At 58.5% G+C, this 16,521-nt stretch carries 17 protein-coding genes; 9 read left to right on the top strand and 8 right to left on the bottom strand.

All coding sequences use genetic code 11. The annotated features are described in order from the left end of the window. Positions 1–16: 16 nt before the first annotated feature. Positions 17–817: a class I SAM-dependent methyltransferase gene (locus tag RDA78_RS07435; RefSeq protein ID WP_434054695.1), complete on the bottom strand. Its 801-nt coding sequence runs from the start codon at positions 815–817 to the stop codon at positions 17–19. 131 nt (positions 818–948) lie between these two features. On the opposite strand from RDA78_RS07435, the gene gloB reads away from it, so the two are divergent. The 3 genes from gloB to RDA78_RS07420 all read left to right on the top strand — a co-directional run bounded on the left by gloB (position 949) and on the right by RDA78_RS07420 (position 2,559). Next, the gene (gene gloB, locus RDA78_RS07430; RefSeq protein WP_434054694.1) at positions 949–1,731 is read left to right on the top strand and encodes a hydroxyacylglutathione hydrolase; all 783 of its coding nucleotides are present in this window, start codon (positions 949–951) and stop codon (positions 1,729–1,731) included. A gap of 123 nt (positions 1,732–1,854) precedes the next feature. After that, entirely contained in the window at positions 1,855–2,070 is a 216-nt protein-coding gene (locus RDA78_RS07425) for a hypothetical protein (RefSeq protein ID WP_434054693.1), read from the top strand. 45 nt (positions 2,071–2,115) lie between these two features. After that, on the top strand, positions 2,116–2,559 hold the full coding sequence (locus tag RDA78_RS07420) for a cupin domain-containing protein (RefSeq protein WP_434054692.1): 444 nt from the start codon (positions 2,116–2,118) through the stop codon (positions 2,557–2,559). Positions 2,560–2,591: 32 nt separating this feature from the next. On the opposite strand, the gene ftsY is transcribed toward RDA78_RS07420, so the two are convergent. The 3 genes from ftsY to dapF form a co-directional block, all read right to left on the bottom strand. Beyond that, positions 2,592–3,863, bottom strand: a complete 1,272-nt coding sequence (ftsY, locus tag RDA78_RS07415) for a signal recognition particle-docking protein FtsY (protein WP_434054691.1) — start codon at positions 3,861–3,863, stop codon at positions 2,592–2,594. An 86-nt stretch (positions 3,864–3,949) separates the two neighbouring features. Continuing rightward, entirely contained in the window at positions 3,950–5,218 is a 1,269-nt protein-coding gene (gene mtaB / locus RDA78_RS07410; protein WP_434054690.1) for a tRNA (N(6)-L-threonylcarbamoyladenosine(37)-C(2))-methylthiotransferase MtaB, read from the bottom strand. Then, entirely contained in the window at positions 5,215–6,123 is a 909-nt protein-coding gene (dapF, locus tag RDA78_RS07405; protein WP_434054689.1) for a diaminopimelate epimerase, read from the bottom strand. Before dapF ends, mtaB begins: the two co-directional genes overlap by 4 nt. Before the next feature lie 5 nt (positions 6,124–6,128). Between dapF and RDA78_RS07400 the strand changes: the two genes are divergently transcribed. After that, positions 6,129–6,338: a hypothetical protein gene (locus tag RDA78_RS07400; RefSeq protein ID WP_434054688.1), complete on the top strand. Its 210-nt coding sequence runs from the start codon at positions 6,129–6,131 to the stop codon at positions 6,336–6,338. A gap of 223 nt (positions 6,339–6,561) precedes the next feature. On the opposite strand, the gene ypfJ is transcribed toward RDA78_RS07400, so the two are convergent. Together ypfJ and RDA78_RS07390 are read right to left on the bottom strand one after the other, a co-directional pair. Further along, positions 6,562–7,455 (bottom strand): KPN_02809 family neutral zinc metallopeptidase, encoded by an 894-nt coding sequence (gene ypfJ, locus RDA78_RS07395; RefSeq protein ID WP_434054687.1) that lies wholly within the window; start codon positions 7,453–7,455, stop codon positions 6,562–6,564. An 89-nt stretch (positions 7,456–7,544) separates the two neighbouring features. Continuing rightward, positions 7,545–8,084 carry a L,D-transpeptidase family protein gene (locus RDA78_RS07390; protein WP_434054686.1) on the bottom strand — a complete coding sequence of 180 codons (540 nt, stop codon included), beginning with the start codon at positions 8,082–8,084 and terminating at the stop codon, positions 7,545–7,547. A 192-nt stretch (positions 8,085–8,276) separates the two neighbouring features. Between RDA78_RS07390 and RDA78_RS07385 the strand changes: the two genes are divergently transcribed. The 5 genes from RDA78_RS07385 (at position 8,277) to RDA78_RS07365 (ending at position 12,284) form a co-directional block, all read left to right on the top strand. Next, positions 8,277–8,960 carry a response regulator transcription factor gene (locus RDA78_RS07385; RefSeq protein WP_299477884.1) on the top strand — a complete coding sequence of 228 codons (684 nt, stop codon included), beginning with the start codon at positions 8,277–8,279 and terminating at the stop codon, positions 8,958–8,960. Between the two features lie 25 nt (positions 8,961–8,985). After that, entirely contained in the window at positions 8,986–9,492 is a 507-nt protein-coding gene (locus RDA78_RS07380) for a Crp/Fnr family transcriptional regulator (protein ID WP_434054685.1), read from the top strand. A gap of 153 nt (positions 9,493–9,645) precedes the next feature. Next, on the top strand, positions 9,646–10,125 hold the full coding sequence (locus RDA78_RS07375; RefSeq protein ID WP_434054684.1) for a hypothetical protein: 480 nt from the start codon (positions 9,646–9,648) through the stop codon (positions 10,123–10,125). A 157-nt stretch (positions 10,126–10,282) separates the two neighbouring features. Beyond that, positions 10,283–11,410 carry an SIS domain-containing protein gene (locus tag RDA78_RS07370; RefSeq protein WP_434054683.1) on the top strand — a complete coding sequence of 376 codons (1,128 nt, stop codon included), beginning with the start codon at positions 10,283–10,285 and terminating at the stop codon, positions 11,408–11,410. Beyond that, positions 11,403–12,284, top strand: coding sequence for a formyltransferase family protein (locus tag RDA78_RS07365; protein WP_434054682.1), 882 nt, complete (start codon positions 11,403–11,405; stop codon positions 12,282–12,284). The genes RDA78_RS07370 and RDA78_RS07365 overlap by 8 nt, the downstream gene beginning before the upstream one ends. A gap of 82 nt (positions 12,285–12,366) precedes the next feature. On the opposite strand, the gene RDA78_RS07360 is transcribed toward RDA78_RS07365, so the two are convergent. Further along, positions 12,367–14,184: an EAL domain-containing protein gene (locus RDA78_RS07360; RefSeq protein WP_434054681.1), complete on the bottom strand. Its 1,818-nt coding sequence runs from the start codon at positions 14,182–14,184 to the stop codon at positions 12,367–12,369. 254 nt (positions 14,185–14,438) lie between these two features. After that, positions 14,439–16,289 carry an EAL domain-containing protein gene (locus RDA78_RS07355; protein ID WP_434054680.1) on the bottom strand — a complete coding sequence of 617 codons (1,851 nt, stop codon included), beginning with the start codon at positions 16,287–16,289 and terminating at the stop codon, positions 14,439–14,441. Positions 16,290–16,521 lie beyond the last annotated feature (232 nt).

The following is a 16,521-nucleotide window of genomic DNA, read 5'->3' as shown; positions in this document are numbered from 1 at the left end:
GGCGCGAAAACCCGGGTCACGATCCCTCCGGGATCTCCCGGTGCAGCATTGTCTTCTGCGACCGCACTGCCCTGACCGGCTTCAGTCCGGTGGCAACGCCTTCGGGAATGAAAACGGGGCGCAGGACCCTGAGACGGCTTTTTTTGCCGTCGGCCGGAAGGCTCTGGAAGACGACTTTTTCCGCCTCCACAACGAGAACACCGCCGAAGACCGGCCAGATCCGCCTGCCGATACCTTCCCAGGTGCGCGCGGCGCGCAGGATCGTGCGCGCCTTTGACGGCGGCATGAACAGCGCTTCCTTGTCTTCGACGACATTGAACTCGCAACTCTTGAGCAGGTCCTTCAACTGGCCGCTGGAATAAGGGCGGCCGTAGCCGAAGGGCGACAGTTCGGATTGTGCCCACAGGCCGCGCCGGTTCGGCACAACAGCTATGAGCCGTCCGCCGGGGCTGAGCAGACGCCAGGCCTCTTTCAGAACAGCCTCCGGTTCCGAGCAGTGGTCCAGCGCATGGACCAGCATGATCCGGTCGAAGGAAATGTCCGGGAACGGCAGGCTGGCGTCTTCGACGAGCGTACAGGCGCTGTCGCGTTCGCGGGGCCAGGGCACGGCACCCTGTGGGGCAGGCATTGCCGCGACCGCGCGTTCTGCCGAATCGAGATAGGGGCGCATGAAAGGGCCGGCATAGCCCAGTCCGAGCAGCCGCTGCCCGTCGAGCCCGGGCCACATCTCCCGGATAGGCGCCCCGATCAGGCTGCGCAACAGGCGCCCGAGCGGCAAATCGTAAAAGGCACGCAAATGAACGACGTCGAGATACATCCGGGTCCGAACTGGCTAGAGGCAGTTTGCGTCTCGGCACGGACCGAAAGCGATCGCTTCCTGTCTTGCCCTCCGGCTTCCTGTTTGCCACTGTGACGAACAACAAGTCAATCACTTCGGAAACCATCGACATGACCTTGAGCGACACAACCGAGATCCACCAGTTTCCCTGCCTTAACGACAATTTCGGCGTGCTGGTTCATGACAGCGAAAGCGGAACAACCGTCGCTATCGATGTGCCCGAGGCAATGACATACGAAAAGGCCCTGGCCGAAAAAGGCTGGAACCTGACCCATATCCTGATCACCCATCATCACTGGGATCACGTTCAGGGTCTGGGAGAACTCAAGCAGAATACCGGAGCGACCGTGTACGGTCCGGCAAGGTCGCGGCAGAAAATCTTGGAGCTGGACCGCACCGTCGAAGACGGCGACCACATCAAGTGCGGTCCCTACGAGATCAAGGCAATCGCGACACCGGGGCACACGCTCGATCAGATTTCCTGGTATTTCCCGGCGATCAGGATGGCGCATACCGGTGACACGCTGTTTTCACTTGGCTGCGGCCGGGTTTTCGAAGGCGACAAGGAAATGATGTGGTCATCGCTTGAAAAACTCAGCCGCGAGCTTCCGGATGACACGGCAATCTATTGCGGTCACGAGTACACCCAGGCAAACGCGAATTTCGCGCTTACCATCGAGCCCGGAAACGCCGACCTTCAGGCCCGCGCCGAGGAGGTGGCGCAAACCCGCGCAAGCGGCGGGGCGACACTTCCCACACTGATGTCTCGCGAAAAGGCAACAAATCCCTTCCTGCGCGCGGGAGAAGCCTCCGTTGCCGACGCTCTCGGCATGACCGGCAGGTCCGCAGCTGAAGTTTTTGCCGAAATCCGGACACGAAAAGACAACGCCTGACGCGGTTTCTTTGCCGAGCGTTCAATTGGCAAAAATACGAGGCTCGTTTCTTCGGCAAAAGCCTTAAATCGGCGGTTTCCGTCCCCATATGCACCCAATCGTGATCATGTCGGGGCAGAAACCATGACACCAGCAAATGCCGAAACGTCCACCTCACGCACTGCCGAACAGCGCGCCAAGGACGTTGTCCACCGTATCCTGAGCCAGGCCGAGGCGATCCCCATGCACCACGGGGGAGGCCACAAGCTGGATATGCAGATACTCTATGAGGAAGTGGTCGCCGCCTTGCGCGAAACCATTGACGACCTTGCCTATTGTACGGATACAAACCCTTCATGACATGCGTCTGACTGCTTCCGGCCCTGATGGGGACAATCTTTGAACATGCAGGACATTGCCGACATGACGGCCGACGAAGTCGTCAGTCTTCTGAACATGCAGCCGCACCCGGAGGGTGGCCACTATGTGGAAACGTTCCGGGACGAGGTCACGGACGAAACCGGCCGGGCTGCCTCTACCCTTATCTATTTTCTTCTGCCTGAAGGCGTGGTCTCGCGCTGGCACAAGGTCGACGCTGTCGAAACCTGGCACTGGTATGCCGGAGCGCCGCTAGAGCTGTCGATCAGCACCGACGGAATACTGAGACAAGATCTCAGGCTGGGCAACAACCTTGCCGCAGGCGACCGCCCGCAGGGCATCGTGCCACGTGATGGCTGGCAACAGGCAAGGTCGCTCGGAGCCTGGACACTTGTCGGCTGCACTGTCGCGCCCGGTTTTCAGTTCGAAGGCTTCGAGATGGCTCCCGAGGGTTGGGAGCCGGGGCAATAAGGCCGCACGCCGGCCTCGGCGGCAGGGGTCTCTCAAGCCAATCCGGCAATCGCGCTGGCAAAATCCTTGGCTGAAAACGGTTCCAGATCCTCGACACCCTCGCCGACACCGAGGAAATGCACCGGCAGACCGTGTTTGGCGGCGATCGCCACGAGAATACCGCCGCGCGCTGTCCCGTCGAGTTTGGTCATGACCAGCCCGGTCACGCCGGAGACCTTGCCGAAGATCTCGACCTGGTTGAGGGCATTCTGACCCGTCGTCGCATCGAGCGTCAGAAGTACCGTGTGCGGAGCTTCAGGATCGTGCTTCTTGATGACCCGAATGACTTTCTCAAGCTCATCCATCAGTTCGGCCCGGTTCTGAAGCCTTCCTGCAGTGTCGATCAGAAGAACATCGACCTGCTTTTCCTGCGCTTCCTTCATGGCGTCGAAGGCAAGCCCGGCGGCATCAGCGCCGGTATCCCGGGCGATCACCTCTGCTCCGGTGCGTTCGCCCCAGATCTTGAGCTGTTCGACGGCCGCCGCGCGGAACGTGTCCCCGGCGGCGAGCAAGACCTTCTTGCCGTCTGAGCGCAGCTTGCGGGAGAGCTTGCCGATGGTCGTTGTCTTGCCCGTCCCGTTTACGCCAACCATCAGAACGACGTGCGGCTTCTTGCCGGTCTCGAGATCGAGCGGCAATGCCACTGGTTCCAGAACCTTCTCGACCTCTTCCGCCAGGATTTCCCGGACTTCTTCCGGCGAAATCTCCTTGTTGTAGCGGCCGTCCGACAAACGCTCCGTGATGGCCATCGCCGTGTCGACGCCAAGATCCGCCTGAATGAGGATATCCTCCAGCTCCTCCAGCATGGAGGCATCCAGCTTGCGCTTGGTGAAGATCGACGTGATGCCTTCGGTCAGCGACGCGGACGACCTGGAGAGCCCTTTCTTCAGTCTTTGGAACCAGGATTGTTTCGGCTCGTCCGAGTCCGGTTCTGCCGGCATCTCTGCCTGAAACGGTTCTTCAGGTTCGTCTGCAAGATCGGTCGACAGGATTTCTTCCGGACTGGCGGAAACCTGCGGTGGCGGCATGTCCGGGATCAGTTGCGGTTCGGACCCGATGGCGAACGGCTCGACAGGTGAACTCATCGAAGCAACAGGTTCAACATCCATTTCAACGGAAGCTGTCACATCGGCGACGTCTTCATCCCGTTGCTCTTCAGCCTGTTCCGGAACCGAAGGCGTCTCGGTGGCGACATCAGGCTGCCCGTCCGGCTTTTCCTTGCCGCCGAAGAGCCGGCCCAGAAATCCGCGTTTTTTCTCGCTCATGAATATGCCCTAAAACTCGTGCGCCGCGCTGGCTGGCGACCGGACTGACCATTCGACCTGATATGAAACCGAACACAGTCCGCAGATCACGCGGCCTTCGAGAGCGCTTCGCCCAGCAGATGCCGTCCGGTATGACCGATAATTCGGGTTTCGACAATATCACCGGCCTGCCCACCTGCGAGTTCCACTTGCGTGAACTGCTCCGTGCGGCCCAGGCTTTCCTTTTCGATCAGGACGGGACGTGTCTTGCCGATCTCCCCTGCCAGATGACGCGCCAGCACGTCTTCGCCCTTCGCACGCAGACGCGCACCACGCTCCTTGACGATGCTGCGATCCAGTTGCGGCATCCGCGCGGCCGGCGTGCCGGGCCGGGGAGAAAACGGGAAGACATGCAGATGGGTGAGCCCGCATTCATCGACGATCCGGAGCGAGTTCTGAAACATCTCTTCCGTCTCGGTCGGGAAACCGGCAATGATATCGGCACCAAAAACCACGTCGGGGCGCATGCGCCTGACGTCTTCGCAAAAGCGGATCGTGTCGGCGCGAAGATGCCGCCGTTTCATCCGCTTTAAAATAAGATCGTCCCCAGCCTGCAGCGACAGATGAAAATGCGGCATCAGCCGGGCATCTTCGGCGATCACCGTCATCAGGTCGTCGTCCGCCTCGATGGAATCGATGGAAGACAGGCGCAGACGCTTCAGTTCAGGCACCATCTTCAGGATCTTCGCGGTCAGCGTTCCGAGCTTCGGCGCACCGGGCAGATCCGCACCGTAGGACGTGATATCGACGCCAGTCAGGACGATTTCATTGTAGCCATTGTCCACAAGCCGTGTGATCTGGTCGACGACCACCCCCATAGGCACCGAACGGGAATTTCCGCGGCCATAGGGAATGATGCAGAAGGTGCAGCGATGATCACAGCCGTTCTGGACCTGCACGAAAGCGCGGGCGCGTCCGGTCAAACCGTCGATCAGGTGACCGGCCGTTTCCTCGACACTCATGATGTCGTTGACGCGCACCTTTTCACTTTCCGAAATCCCGAAGGCAACCACGTCCCGGTAGGACTTGCGCTCCAGCTTTTCCGTGTTCCCGAGCACCAGGTCGACTTCTTCCATAGCGGAAAAGGTCCCGGCTTCCGTCTGTGCGGCGCAGCCGGTCACGATCACGCGTGCACCGGGATTGTCGCGCTTTGCCTTGCGAACGGCCTGACGCGCCTGGCGGACGGCTTCATTGGTCACGGCGCAGGTGTTGATCAGGATCGCGTCCTTGAGCCCGGCGGCTTCCGCCTCGCGCTTCATGACCTCCGACTCGTAGGAATTGAGCCGGCAGCCGAATGTCACCACATCGATACTCATGAGGCCGCTCCGGCCTCGGCGCTGTCCCCGGATCCGGTCCTGCGCCACTCCAGCGTTTCGAGATCGACTTCGCCCTCGAACTCCACTTCCGTCAATCCGGTCATGAGCACGTGATCGTCGCTTTCGCGCCACTCGATCCCGATCGGACCGCCCGGCAGGTGAACCGTCGTCTTGCGGCCCGTCTTGCTGTCGCGTGCCGCCGCGACACCCACCGCACAGGCGGCGGTGCCACAAGCCAGCGTAAGACCAACGCCGCGCTCCCACACTTTCAGCCGGATCTGGTCTTCGTCAAACACATGCGCGAGCGAAATGTTTGCGCCTTCGGGAAAAATCGGATGATGCTCGAGCAGCGGTCCGAACCGTTCCAGCTCATAGCCTTCGACGTCATCGACCCAGAAAATCGCGTGGGGATTGCCCATGTTCACAGCGGCCGGTGTGTGCAGAACGGGATCATCGATCGGGCCGATCTGCAATTCGATGGCGCGCGTGTCTGCAAACTCCTCGGCGAGCGGAATCTCTTCCCAGCCGAGCCGAGGCGCCCCCATATCCACTGTCACATTGCGTGGGCCAGGGCTGTCAAAGGCGTGCAGAAGCCCGGCACCCGTCTCGATGGTCACGAGATCCTTGCCAACCTCTTCCATCAGCAAGCGCCCGATGCAGCGGGTAGCGTTGCCGCAGGCGGAGACTTCACCACCATTCTGGTTGTGAATGCGCATAAAGGCATCAACGCCAAGCGACGACCGCTCAACCGTAATCATCTGGTCGAAACCGATACCGTTTTCCCGGTCGCCCAGCTTTGCGATGACATCGCCGGACAGCCGTAACGGTTGCTCACGCGCATCCCAGACAACGAAGTCGTTGCCAAGGCCATTCATCTTCAAAAAGGGTCTGGTTTCAGACGCCATACCGGGTGCACTTCTTTCAGGTTCTTGAAAAACGGATCGGTTTTGTCGATCTGGCGCCTTATATGGCGGAAAATGAAAGAAATTACCAGTGGGCAGCCATTTCAGTTCAGCCATGTACCCTGCGCCGGGCGAAGCTTCTGATCGACCTGTTCAAATACCGAAGCAAGGAGGCAGGCCAAGGTGATGGACTCATGAATGAGGCCGCAATGGTTTGAGGCGGCTTGCTTCTCGTCAGGGAGTGGAAGCGCAGGAAATGTGTTTCATTTTCAAGCCTTTCGCAACGCCGAGGAGCAAGCCGGTCAAATCCGAAGGACATGGAAATGGCTTCGTCCCGTGGCATCAGCGTGCTTGACCGGCAAAAAGCCCGCTCCGCACACCCTTCCTAACGGGATTTCGCCATTTCGCATGCCATTTCAGTCTCATTTATGGGTTCATCACCTAAAGCTGTGCAGCCTTGAAGGTGTCGCAGGCGTCAATCGCCCCTGCTTCAAACCCTTTTTTGAACCATCTGGCCCGTTGTTCCGAGGTGCCGTGATTGAAACTTTCCGGCACGACATAGCCCTGCGCCTGCAGTTGCAGTGTGTCATCGCCGATCCGGCTGGCCGCGTTGAGCGCCTCGTCGATGTCGCCCGCCTCGACAAAACCCTGCTGCCGTGCAGCGTAATGTGCCCAGATCCCGGCGAAGCAGTCGGCCTGCAGCTCCACCCGGACCGACAGGGCATTGGCCTCGGCCTTGCTCAAGGTCCGGCGGATCTTGTGAAATTCCGGCAGGATACCCAGCACATTCTGGATGTGATGCCCGACCTCATGCGCGAGCACATAGGCCTGCGCGAAATCGCCGGGCGCATTCAGCTCGTCGGCAAGCTGCCGGTAGAAGGAAAGATCAATGTAAAGCTTGTCGTCCGCCCCGCAATAAAACGGTCCCGTAGCGGCGCTCGCATAGCCGCATGCGGACGATACCGATCCTGAAAAAAGAACCAGCGTCGGCTCCGGATAATCACCGCCAAGGTTGGAGAAAATAGCACTCCAGGTATCTTCCGTGTCGGCGAGAATGACAGAGACGAACTGGGCGGTCTCGTCATCAGCCACCGGTCGCGGGGCTTGTGTCCTTGCGTCGGGAACATAGGTTCCACCGCTCTCAAGCTGGCCAAGAAGCGTCAACGGATTGATACCCATGAGCCAGGCGATCCCGGCGACAACGATCAGACCGGTCAACCCTATGCCGCCGCCGGCGCGCACCCGCCGGCCTCCTGGAACACGAAGGCGCGGGCGGCTGCTTCTGCCCCGTCTGTCGTCGATATTGCTGCTGCCGCGGCGGCCTTTCCAGCGCATGAACCCTGGTTCCGTTATTTTTCCCCTGCGTCACCAATATCAGACCAGACGCGCGACCGGTATGGCAAAAGCGCCGGCGCCCGGAAGCTCTAGCGCCGGATCGTCATGCATGAGCCGGGCGCAACTCGCTCCAGCAGCAAATGCATATGCTTGGGTGAGACGGCAACACAGCCTTCCGTTGGTGTGTATGTCTCGCGGGCAATGTGAAAGAAGATCGCGCTGCCGCGCCCCTTGACGGCCGGATACATGTTGCAGTCCAGCACCACGACCACATCGTAAAGCCTGTCGTCCCGCCACATTTTCTCGTGACTTGCCGGAAAGGGAAGCTTGACGGGACGATTGTAGCGACGATGGGCCGGGTCGTCGCACCAGCCGGCATCGGGTGTCAGCGGCTCGAGAGGCAAAATCGTCTTTGGCGGACGTCCCTTGTCAGGACGATAATAGACATGCAGGATCTCGAACGACCCCAAAGGCGTTGCACCGTCGCCTTCTTTCTTGCGGGCGATCACGCCCGATCTCCCAAGGGCACACGGAACCGTGATCGAACCGAGGCGTATTATTCCCCTGGTGCGGTCGCGCGGCAATGGTCTTACATCCAGTGTTTCCGCCGGTTTGACCGAATTAAGCATGATTTGGCTTCCCGCCCTGCAAATGCCGATTGAAGACATTGATAAACCAGACCTAAACCCCGCGTGAAGAAGAATTGACGAATGCCTGCTTGTGCGGCGAGTATTTCCCGCGCACATAAAGGCAGGAACACGCATGTGACGTTTGCACAAGTTGGCGTGATCAGTTGAAGACACTTGGCGAGGACCGCACCCATGACCGCCCGCACGATCTTGATTGTCGATGATGATACCGAACTGCGCGAAGCGCTCGTCGAACAGCTCTCCCTTTATGATGAGTTCGAAACAATCCAGGCGGATTCGGCGACATCCGGCATCGGTCTTGCCAAGGACGAGCATGTCGACCTTCTCCTGATGGATGTCGGACTGCCCGACATCGATGGCCGGGAAGCGGTCAAGCTCCTTCGCAAGAACGGCTTCAAAGCACCCATCATCATGCTGACGGGCCATGACGGCGACAGCGACACCATTCTGGGCCTGGAAGCCGGTGCGAACGACTATGTCACCAAGCCGTTCAAGTTCGCGGTTCTTTTGGCGCGTGTCCGCGCCCATCTGCGCCAGCACGAGCAGAGCGAAGACGCGACCTTCGCAATCGGCCGTTATTCCTTCCGCCCTGCCGCCAAGGTGATGCAGGACGACGCCGGCAGCAAGGTCAGGCTGACGGAAAAAGAAACCTCCATTCTGAAGTTTCTCTACCGTGCCGGCGAAAAACCGGTCACCCGCGATGTCCTTCTGCACGAAGTGTGGGGATACAATTCCGGTGTCACGACACACACCCTGGAAACGCATATTTACCGCCTTCGGCAGAAAATCGAACGGGATCCGTCCAATGCCGAGCTTCTGGTGACAGAAGCCGGTGGATATAAGCTTGTGCCCTGACCTGTATTCAGCGTAAATCTTGGGCATGAGCCTTGCCCAAGATATTGCCGTTCTCAGACAAATCCCGATGCTTTCGGATTTCCAGGACGATCAGCTGCGCCTGCTCGCCTTCAGTGCCGAAAGCATGGATTATCACGACGGCCAGCGCCTTTTCGAAGAGAACGAGCGCGCTGACGGCGGTCTTGTGATTACAAACGGGACCGTGGTTCTCCTGAAGAAGAACGAGGATGGCTTCGAGGAAATCGACCGGGTCGGCGCGGGCACGCTCATCGGACAGACCGCGCTCCTGACCGAATGCAGACGGCCCTGCCGTGCCGATGCTGTCGGAACAGTCAGCATCATCCGGATCCGCCGGGCACTGTTCAAACGCATGATCCAGGAATATCCCGAACTTGCCCGCCGGCTCTTCGAACAGCATTCGCTGAAGTACCGCGCTACGATTGCCGCCCTGCGCCCGATCGGTGACAAGATGGCGGAACTGGAGCAGCTCAACGCCGAACGGCGTCTGCAGGATGATGCCAAGGGAGAGTGACCTTGCCTGCGTCCGAACGGGTCGCACGCATTTCAGTCTCCCGCTACGTTACGAACGTTTAAGGTTGGCGCCGGTTCTCCGCCACATTTCATTCCCACCTCCTGTTCAACCGCTCCCGGAGGAGCGTTACCGAACCGACAGGAGATGAATTCAATGATGAAAACCCTGCTTCCCGCTGCCATCGTGGCAGGCGCTCTGACTGCCGCACCGGTGGCCTTCGCGGCGAACACCGACACCACCGCGATGGAAGGAACCTACCTTCTGGTCCAGCCCAATGAGAGCCAACGGCTTCTCGCACTCAATCCCGGCGGCTCCGTCAGCCTTGTCAGCCAGGGCCAGCAGGTCCGCGGTTACACCTCCGGTCTCGGATCCTGGGAAACGACCGGCCCTGACAGCGCCCGCGCCGCGATCATCGACTTCAACGATCCCGCACGCGAGAACGACAGCAACGGCGCATCGCAGATCGTCTACGACCTGAGTTTCTCCGGCGAAAACAACGGCCGCTTTGAAAGCGTCTCCGGCAGCTTCACCGGCAAGGCCTTTGCCAAGGGACAGAACCCTCTGGCCGACGATGCCGAGCCGAGCCGCAGATTTGCCAATCAGTTTGACGGCACACGCATTTCCGTCAACTGAAACACGACCGGCAGTTCCACCTTGCCTTGTGCCCCGATTTTCGCGCGGGTGGAGCTGCCGGTGCCGTGGCGAATCGCATATCTCTCTCAATGAGTGGTCGTGTCCCGACCTGGCCACGCCTCTTGGCGACAGTTGTTTGCACCAAAGGATCGGCGGAATGAGCGAAACCATGACTGGCACACTCGGAGACCGGGTAGAGCGGTTCAAGCTGTTGAACGCGAAAATGGCCGCGCAGGTCACGCGAACCGCGAGCTACCGTTGCTTGAGGCCGTACCCTCACGCAGGAAAAAACAGGGTCAAGCGCATCGTCTTGATGGGCATGGGGTGTTCCGCGGTGGTGGGAGACCTTCTTCGGCTTTTCCTTTATGCCGAACACAACAAGGTCGAAGCCCGCGTGATCAACGATTACTGCCTGGACTGGTACTTCAATGACGAGGCGATCGCGGACCCGCATACGGTTTTCGTGATGTGTTCCTACAGCGGCTCGTCCCAGGAGCCTTTGATCGCCTACGAGTATCTCAGCGCTCGAACCCGGAACATTGTCGTCTGGTCGTCGGGAAAGGGTGGCGATGAACTCGAGGCCCGCGCGCTCGCAGATGGCCACGCCGCGTTTCAGTGGCAGTTGAACGAGGAAGACCCGGAGTATCCCTTGTTCAGCGCGGTCGAATTCTTTGCCAGCGCAACGGCCATCTGCCACGAGTTGGGCATCCTGTCCGGTTCCAGCGATGCTGTTCTTGAGAGGGCGGGGTCATTCATGGCCCGCAACGGGAAACAGGCGGAAGCAGAAGCTCTGGCCGAGCGGCTTGTCGGACGCGACATTCTGGTCCTATCGAACCCGGTCTGGGATGAATCGGTCGTAAAGCTGATCCGGATGTATTTCAACGAGATCGCGATGGTCAACATCGCGGCCAATCTCATTCACGAATTCACCCACAGCCAGATCGCTGCGGTCGGACCGACCTCACGCAAGCTGGCGATCCTGATCCTGCGCACGCCTTCGGGGCACCCGTTCGAGGAAGACCGCGTGGAGGCGACAAAGGCGCTTCTGGCAAGCTGCCCTTCGGCGGCAAATGTCGACATACACGAATTCAAGGCTCCCGAGGGGCCCCTTCTTGATACGACGCTGCATACGCTGCATTTCTTCGCAACAGTGGCCGCGCACCTGTCCGAAATCGACGAAAAACCGTCCTTTGAGCTGATTTCGAACGCGTCCGGCAATCCCTGGTACAATCAGGGCTCGATCACGGACCGGGGAGACCGGACACGTCTCAACGGAGATGGATAGTCGCCCGCAGGACTGGGGCGAACACATTCCTGCCGGACAGGTCTCCGGACCGGGTCTGCGCATCCTGTTGCTTGCCAGCGACGTACCGCTGTTCGCATGTGTCGCCGCAATCGAGGAAATCAACGCGAACTGCGCCGGATCGCTGGTCCTAGCAGGCGTTGCCACCGACGCCGTTGCAGACCCGCAAGCACGTATCAGTGCCGGAAAACGGCTTTGGCAGCACTATACACCCGATCAATGCAGGCTTTCCTACGAACGCACCCGGTCCTTCTGTACCGAACAGGGGATCGAGTTCTTTTCCGGCTCGGTGCATGCATTGCCTATTAAGGACTGGATGGAAGCCAGCCAACCGGACATCATCATTTCGGCCTTCTATGGTCAGCTCATTCCCGAAGAGATCCTGCGCGCACCAAAACTTGGCGCATACAACGTGCACCCGTCCGACACCGAGCACGGTATTCGCGGCCCGAGGCCCTTTCTTGATACCATCGAAGCCGGCCTGAAACAGGCCAATGGCCATCTTGGCAAGGTCGTTGTTCATGAGCTCGACCCGGGCTTCGACGAAGGCCGTGTCGTCATCGAAACACCCGGCCTGCCGTTTCACGACGGTGATGGTGTCCTGCCGGAAAATCCGCTTCACATCGGCTTCAAGTTCTGCCTCTACGCCTACCCCGTTCTGGTCCAGGCGCTGCTCGCGACACTTCTGGAGAAAGGGCGTGACTTTACGCCTTACCGGATCGCGTATTCCGATGAAATCGTGACCCGAATCGAAAACTATCGCTACAGTGATCAAATAGGCTTCTCGTCGGCGCCCGAATTGGTCAGGCGTATGCGGAGCTGTCTGCGAGACAACAATCGCAAGCCATTCCGGTGACGCGCCGTCGTGAATGCTGTGCAACGGGTTTTTTCTTCGGTTCCAGACCTAACAGGAAGACTGCTCGTCAAACTGTGGCCGTCTATTCCGGTTCCAGGTGCCAGAAGATCCCCTGCGTTTCCACAAGCCTCTTCTGCAAGTCATCCGCGGAAACGGGTTTTCCGAAGTAAAAGCCCTGCAGGAAGTCACATCCCATTGCGCTTGCAAATTTCGCATGGGTTTCCGTTTCCACGCCTTCGGCAACGATACGGATGCCAAGGTTCTTTCCGATACTGATAATTGACGCAACCAGCGCCCTGACTGTTTCGTCGTCCACGATCGGCTGGATGAACTGGCGGTCGACCTTCAGCAAGGCCGGCCTGATTTGCAGCAGCCCCTGAACGGACGCGTGCCCCGTTCCGAAATCGTCGAGCGCAATTGTCACACCCAGTTCCCTGAGTTCCTCAAGTGTCCCTTGAACAGCATCGCCGATCTGTTCCAGATAGACGGACTCAAGAATTTCAATGGTCAGTCTTTCCGGATCAATGCCCGAACTCTTGATGTCATGGATAAATGCCGGCTCAACCAGACGCCCGGCGGAGATGTTGATGGAAAGGCGCGGCAGATCGACACCGGCGCCGTCGAATGAGGCCAGGATTTCAGGGAGCGTTGAAAAGGTGATTTGGTCGATCCTCTTCAGGATGCCCATGCCTGCTGCCGTATCCAGAAAGGCAGAAGGTAGCAGCAGACCCAGCGTCGGATGCAGCCATCTGACGAGAACCTCCGCGCCCACGAACCTGCCGGTTGCGGCATCGATCATCGGCTGAAAGTAGGGCACGAACTGGCGTTTTTCACAGGCAACGAGAAGATCCGACACCAGCTGATTTGTCGCGACCGCTTCAGCATGCATTTCCTCGGTGAAGAAGGACCAGCGTCCTTTGCCCTGCGACTTTGCACGGTAGAGCGCAAAGTCCGCGTCCGCGATCACCTGTTCCGGCATGTCCATTTTTGTGTTCGCGATGGCAACGCCCACGCTGGCACCGCAAAAGGTCGTCTTTCCCTCGAATTCGAACGGCGCCTGCATTTCCTGAACGATCGCATCAGCCAGACCGCTAATGTCCAGGGCACTGTCACCAAGCGGTCGCAGGACGACGAACTCATCTCCACCGAGACGCGCGACAAAATCATTCCGGGTCGTCAGCCGGCGCAACATCGCGGCAACAGAAATCAGCAAGCGGTCCCCGGCATCGTGACCAAGCGTGTCGTTCACCGACTTGAAGCGATCCAGGTCGATATAGAAAACAGCAAAATCGTTCCCGCCTCGCCGAAGGTTCGATACCCACGACTTCAACTCGATCTCAAAGTGCCGCCGGCTGGATAGCCCGGTCAGTGGATCTTCGTGCGAACCTTTGGCCACGATCCTGGAAAGTTCATGAAGCCGGGAGTTCTCTTTCTCGAGCCGCTGGATTCTTTCAGTATAGTCCGCGAAGAGCACCTCATCCGAAACCGCTGCCGAAAACGGTTTGCGCTTGGCAGGGTCACGGGGCCGATCTTCCAGTTCAACAAGCGAGTACAACCACCATCGATCGCCGGTTGCGGCATCGGACAGCGGAATCCAGCTCATTTTTTGCCAGAATTGCTCCCCGTTTTTCCGGTTGTTGAGGACCTTGAGTGAGAAATGCTCCCAATTGAACAGCTTCTCGATGATGATCAGGTGATTGCCCTGTTCGAGGCTTGGCCCGACCAATATGGTTCCCCGCTGTCCGAGGATGTCATCGTGAGCGTATCCTGTAATCCTGGTGAACGCCTTGTTGCACCACTGAAAGTCCATGATGGCGCCGTCATCGTCGCAAGCCAGTGCAAGTGCCAGCCCTTCGGTGCACTTTTCGGTGATTTGCTCAAATATCTGCGCGGGTACCACGTATAGGCCTCGAACGACTACACCGAAATGGAACGCCAGGAACTCGGACAATTGCCAACGCGTCGCAACTCCCGAAGAATACATTCATCATAAGCATATAATGCAAAAGAGAAATTCGAAACCGGTTGAGAAAACTTTTGACTATTCCATAAATTGCAATGACTTGACAGATTTCTCTGAGGGCTACATGTCAAAGTCGGCTCTTGCGCGAACGCCTGACCTGCGAACTCGGGGATATGGCTTTCCGACGCTGATCAGAAACTCCGGATGGCCTGCTTCTGCTCGCTGAGGTCGGGTCCGGGATGCCAGAACGTGCCGCGCGTTTCGACCAGCCGCGCCTTCAGATCATCCGCACTCATGGGCTTGCCGAAATGAAACCCCTGCAGACAATCGCACCCCATGGCGCTCGCGAATTGCGCATGGCTTTCCGTTTCCACGCCTTCGGCAACGATGCTCATGCCGAGACTTTTGCCGATCCCGATGATCGATGCGACCAGCGCACGGGCGGTCTCGTCTTCAACGATCGGCTGGATGAACTGACGATCGACTTTCAGCACCGCCGGCCTGATTTTCAAAAGCCCCTGGACGGACGCATGACCCGTCCCGAAATCATCGAGCGCGATCGTCACGCCCAGGTCCCTGAGTTCGCCGAGCGTCCATTGAACCACATCACCAATTCTTTCCAGATAGACCGACTCCAGTATCTCGATCGTCAACCGTTGCGGATCAATACCGGAACTCTTGATGTCGTGGATGAACGTCGGATCCGCCAGACGACCGGCTGAAATGTTGATCGAAAGGCGCGGAAGGTCGACAGCTGCCATGTCGAAGGACGCCAGGATGCCGGGAAGCGCCGCAAAGGTGATTTCGTCGATCCGTTTCAGGATCCCCATGTTGGCCGCCGTCTCGAGAAATGCGGAGGGCGGCAGGAGGCCGAGCCTGGGATGAACCCACCTGACGAGAACCTCAGCGCACATGATCCTGCCGGTGTCCGCGTCGATCAGGGGCTGGAAGTGGGGAATGAATTCGCGCTTCTCGCATGCAATCAGAAGGTCCGAGACCAATCGCTTTGTTGCGACCGCATCGGCATGCATCTCTTCTGTAAAGAAGGACCAGCGTCCCTTGCCTTGCGACTTTGCGTGGTAGAGCGCCATGTCCGCATCCGCGACCACCTGCTCGGGAACGTCCATTTTGGCGTTCGCGATGGCGACCCCTACGCTTGCACTGCAAAATGTCGATTTGCCTTCGAACGCATAAGGGGCGTGCATCTCCTGAACGATCGCATCGGCAAGACCGCTGATATTGAGGGCACTCTCGCCAAGCGGTCTGAGGACGACGAATTCATCTCCGCCGAGACGCGCGACAAGATCACCGTCGGTGGTCAGCCGGCGCAGCATGCTGGCAACGGAGATCAGCAACCGGTCGCCCGCGTCATGACCCAGGGTGTCGTTCACGGACTTGAAGCGATCCAGATCGATATAGAAAACGGCAAAATCCCGACCACCCTGCTTGAGGTCTGATATCCAGGATTTCAGCTCAATCTCGAAGTGGCGCCGGTTGGAGAGGCCGGTCAGCGGATCCTCGTTCGATTCCTTCGCCACGATCTTGGCAAGCTCGTGCAGCCGCGCATTCTCTTTTTCGAGCCGTTCAATCTTTTCGATGAACTCAGCGGATCGCCCCTGATCAGGCTCCGTCACGGGATAAGGTCTGCGCCGCGACAAGTCCCGGGGCCTGTCCTCAAGCTCCACCAGCGAGCAAAGCCACCAGCGATTGCCGGTCTGCGCATCGGAAAGCGGCACCCAGCTCATTTTCTGCCAATACTGTTCCCCGTTCTTGCGATTGTTACTCACCTTTACGGAGAAATGCTCCCAGTTCATCAGCTTCTCGATGATGATCAGATGGTCGCCCTGGTTCATGCTCGACCCGATCAGGATGGTCCCGCGACGGCCGGAAATGTCATCGAACCCGTAGCCTGTGATCCGGGTAAAGGCGCTGTTGCACCATTGAAGTTCCATGATGGCGCCGTCATCGTCGCAAGCCAGCGCAAGTGCAAGTCCTTCGGTGCACTTGTCGGTGATTTGGTCGAGTATTTGCGCAGGGATCACATCTGGGCCTCAAATCAATACATAAACAATGGAACACCAAGAGATTAGATAAGTGCTAACTTGGATCTTTTTGCAGAATTCAAGCTTAATTCGGCGAGTAATCGATACTAGTAAGCAATTTTCACCAAAATCAATTCCGAAAAACTGAAAAAACCAATGAAAATTGGACACACGACAATTCAGACGCCGAAAGAAGTTAGTTGTATACAGATTTTTGTATCGTCTTGCTTGC

Origin of the sequence: Roseibium sp. (assembly GCF_051016195.1) — a bacterium.
Classification (GTDB): domain Bacteria; phylum Pseudomonadota; class Alphaproteobacteria; order Rhizobiales; family Stappiaceae; genus Roseibium.
The sequence above is the reverse complement of the archived record's forward strand: the minus strand, read 5'-3'. Positions and strand labels throughout refer to the sequence as shown.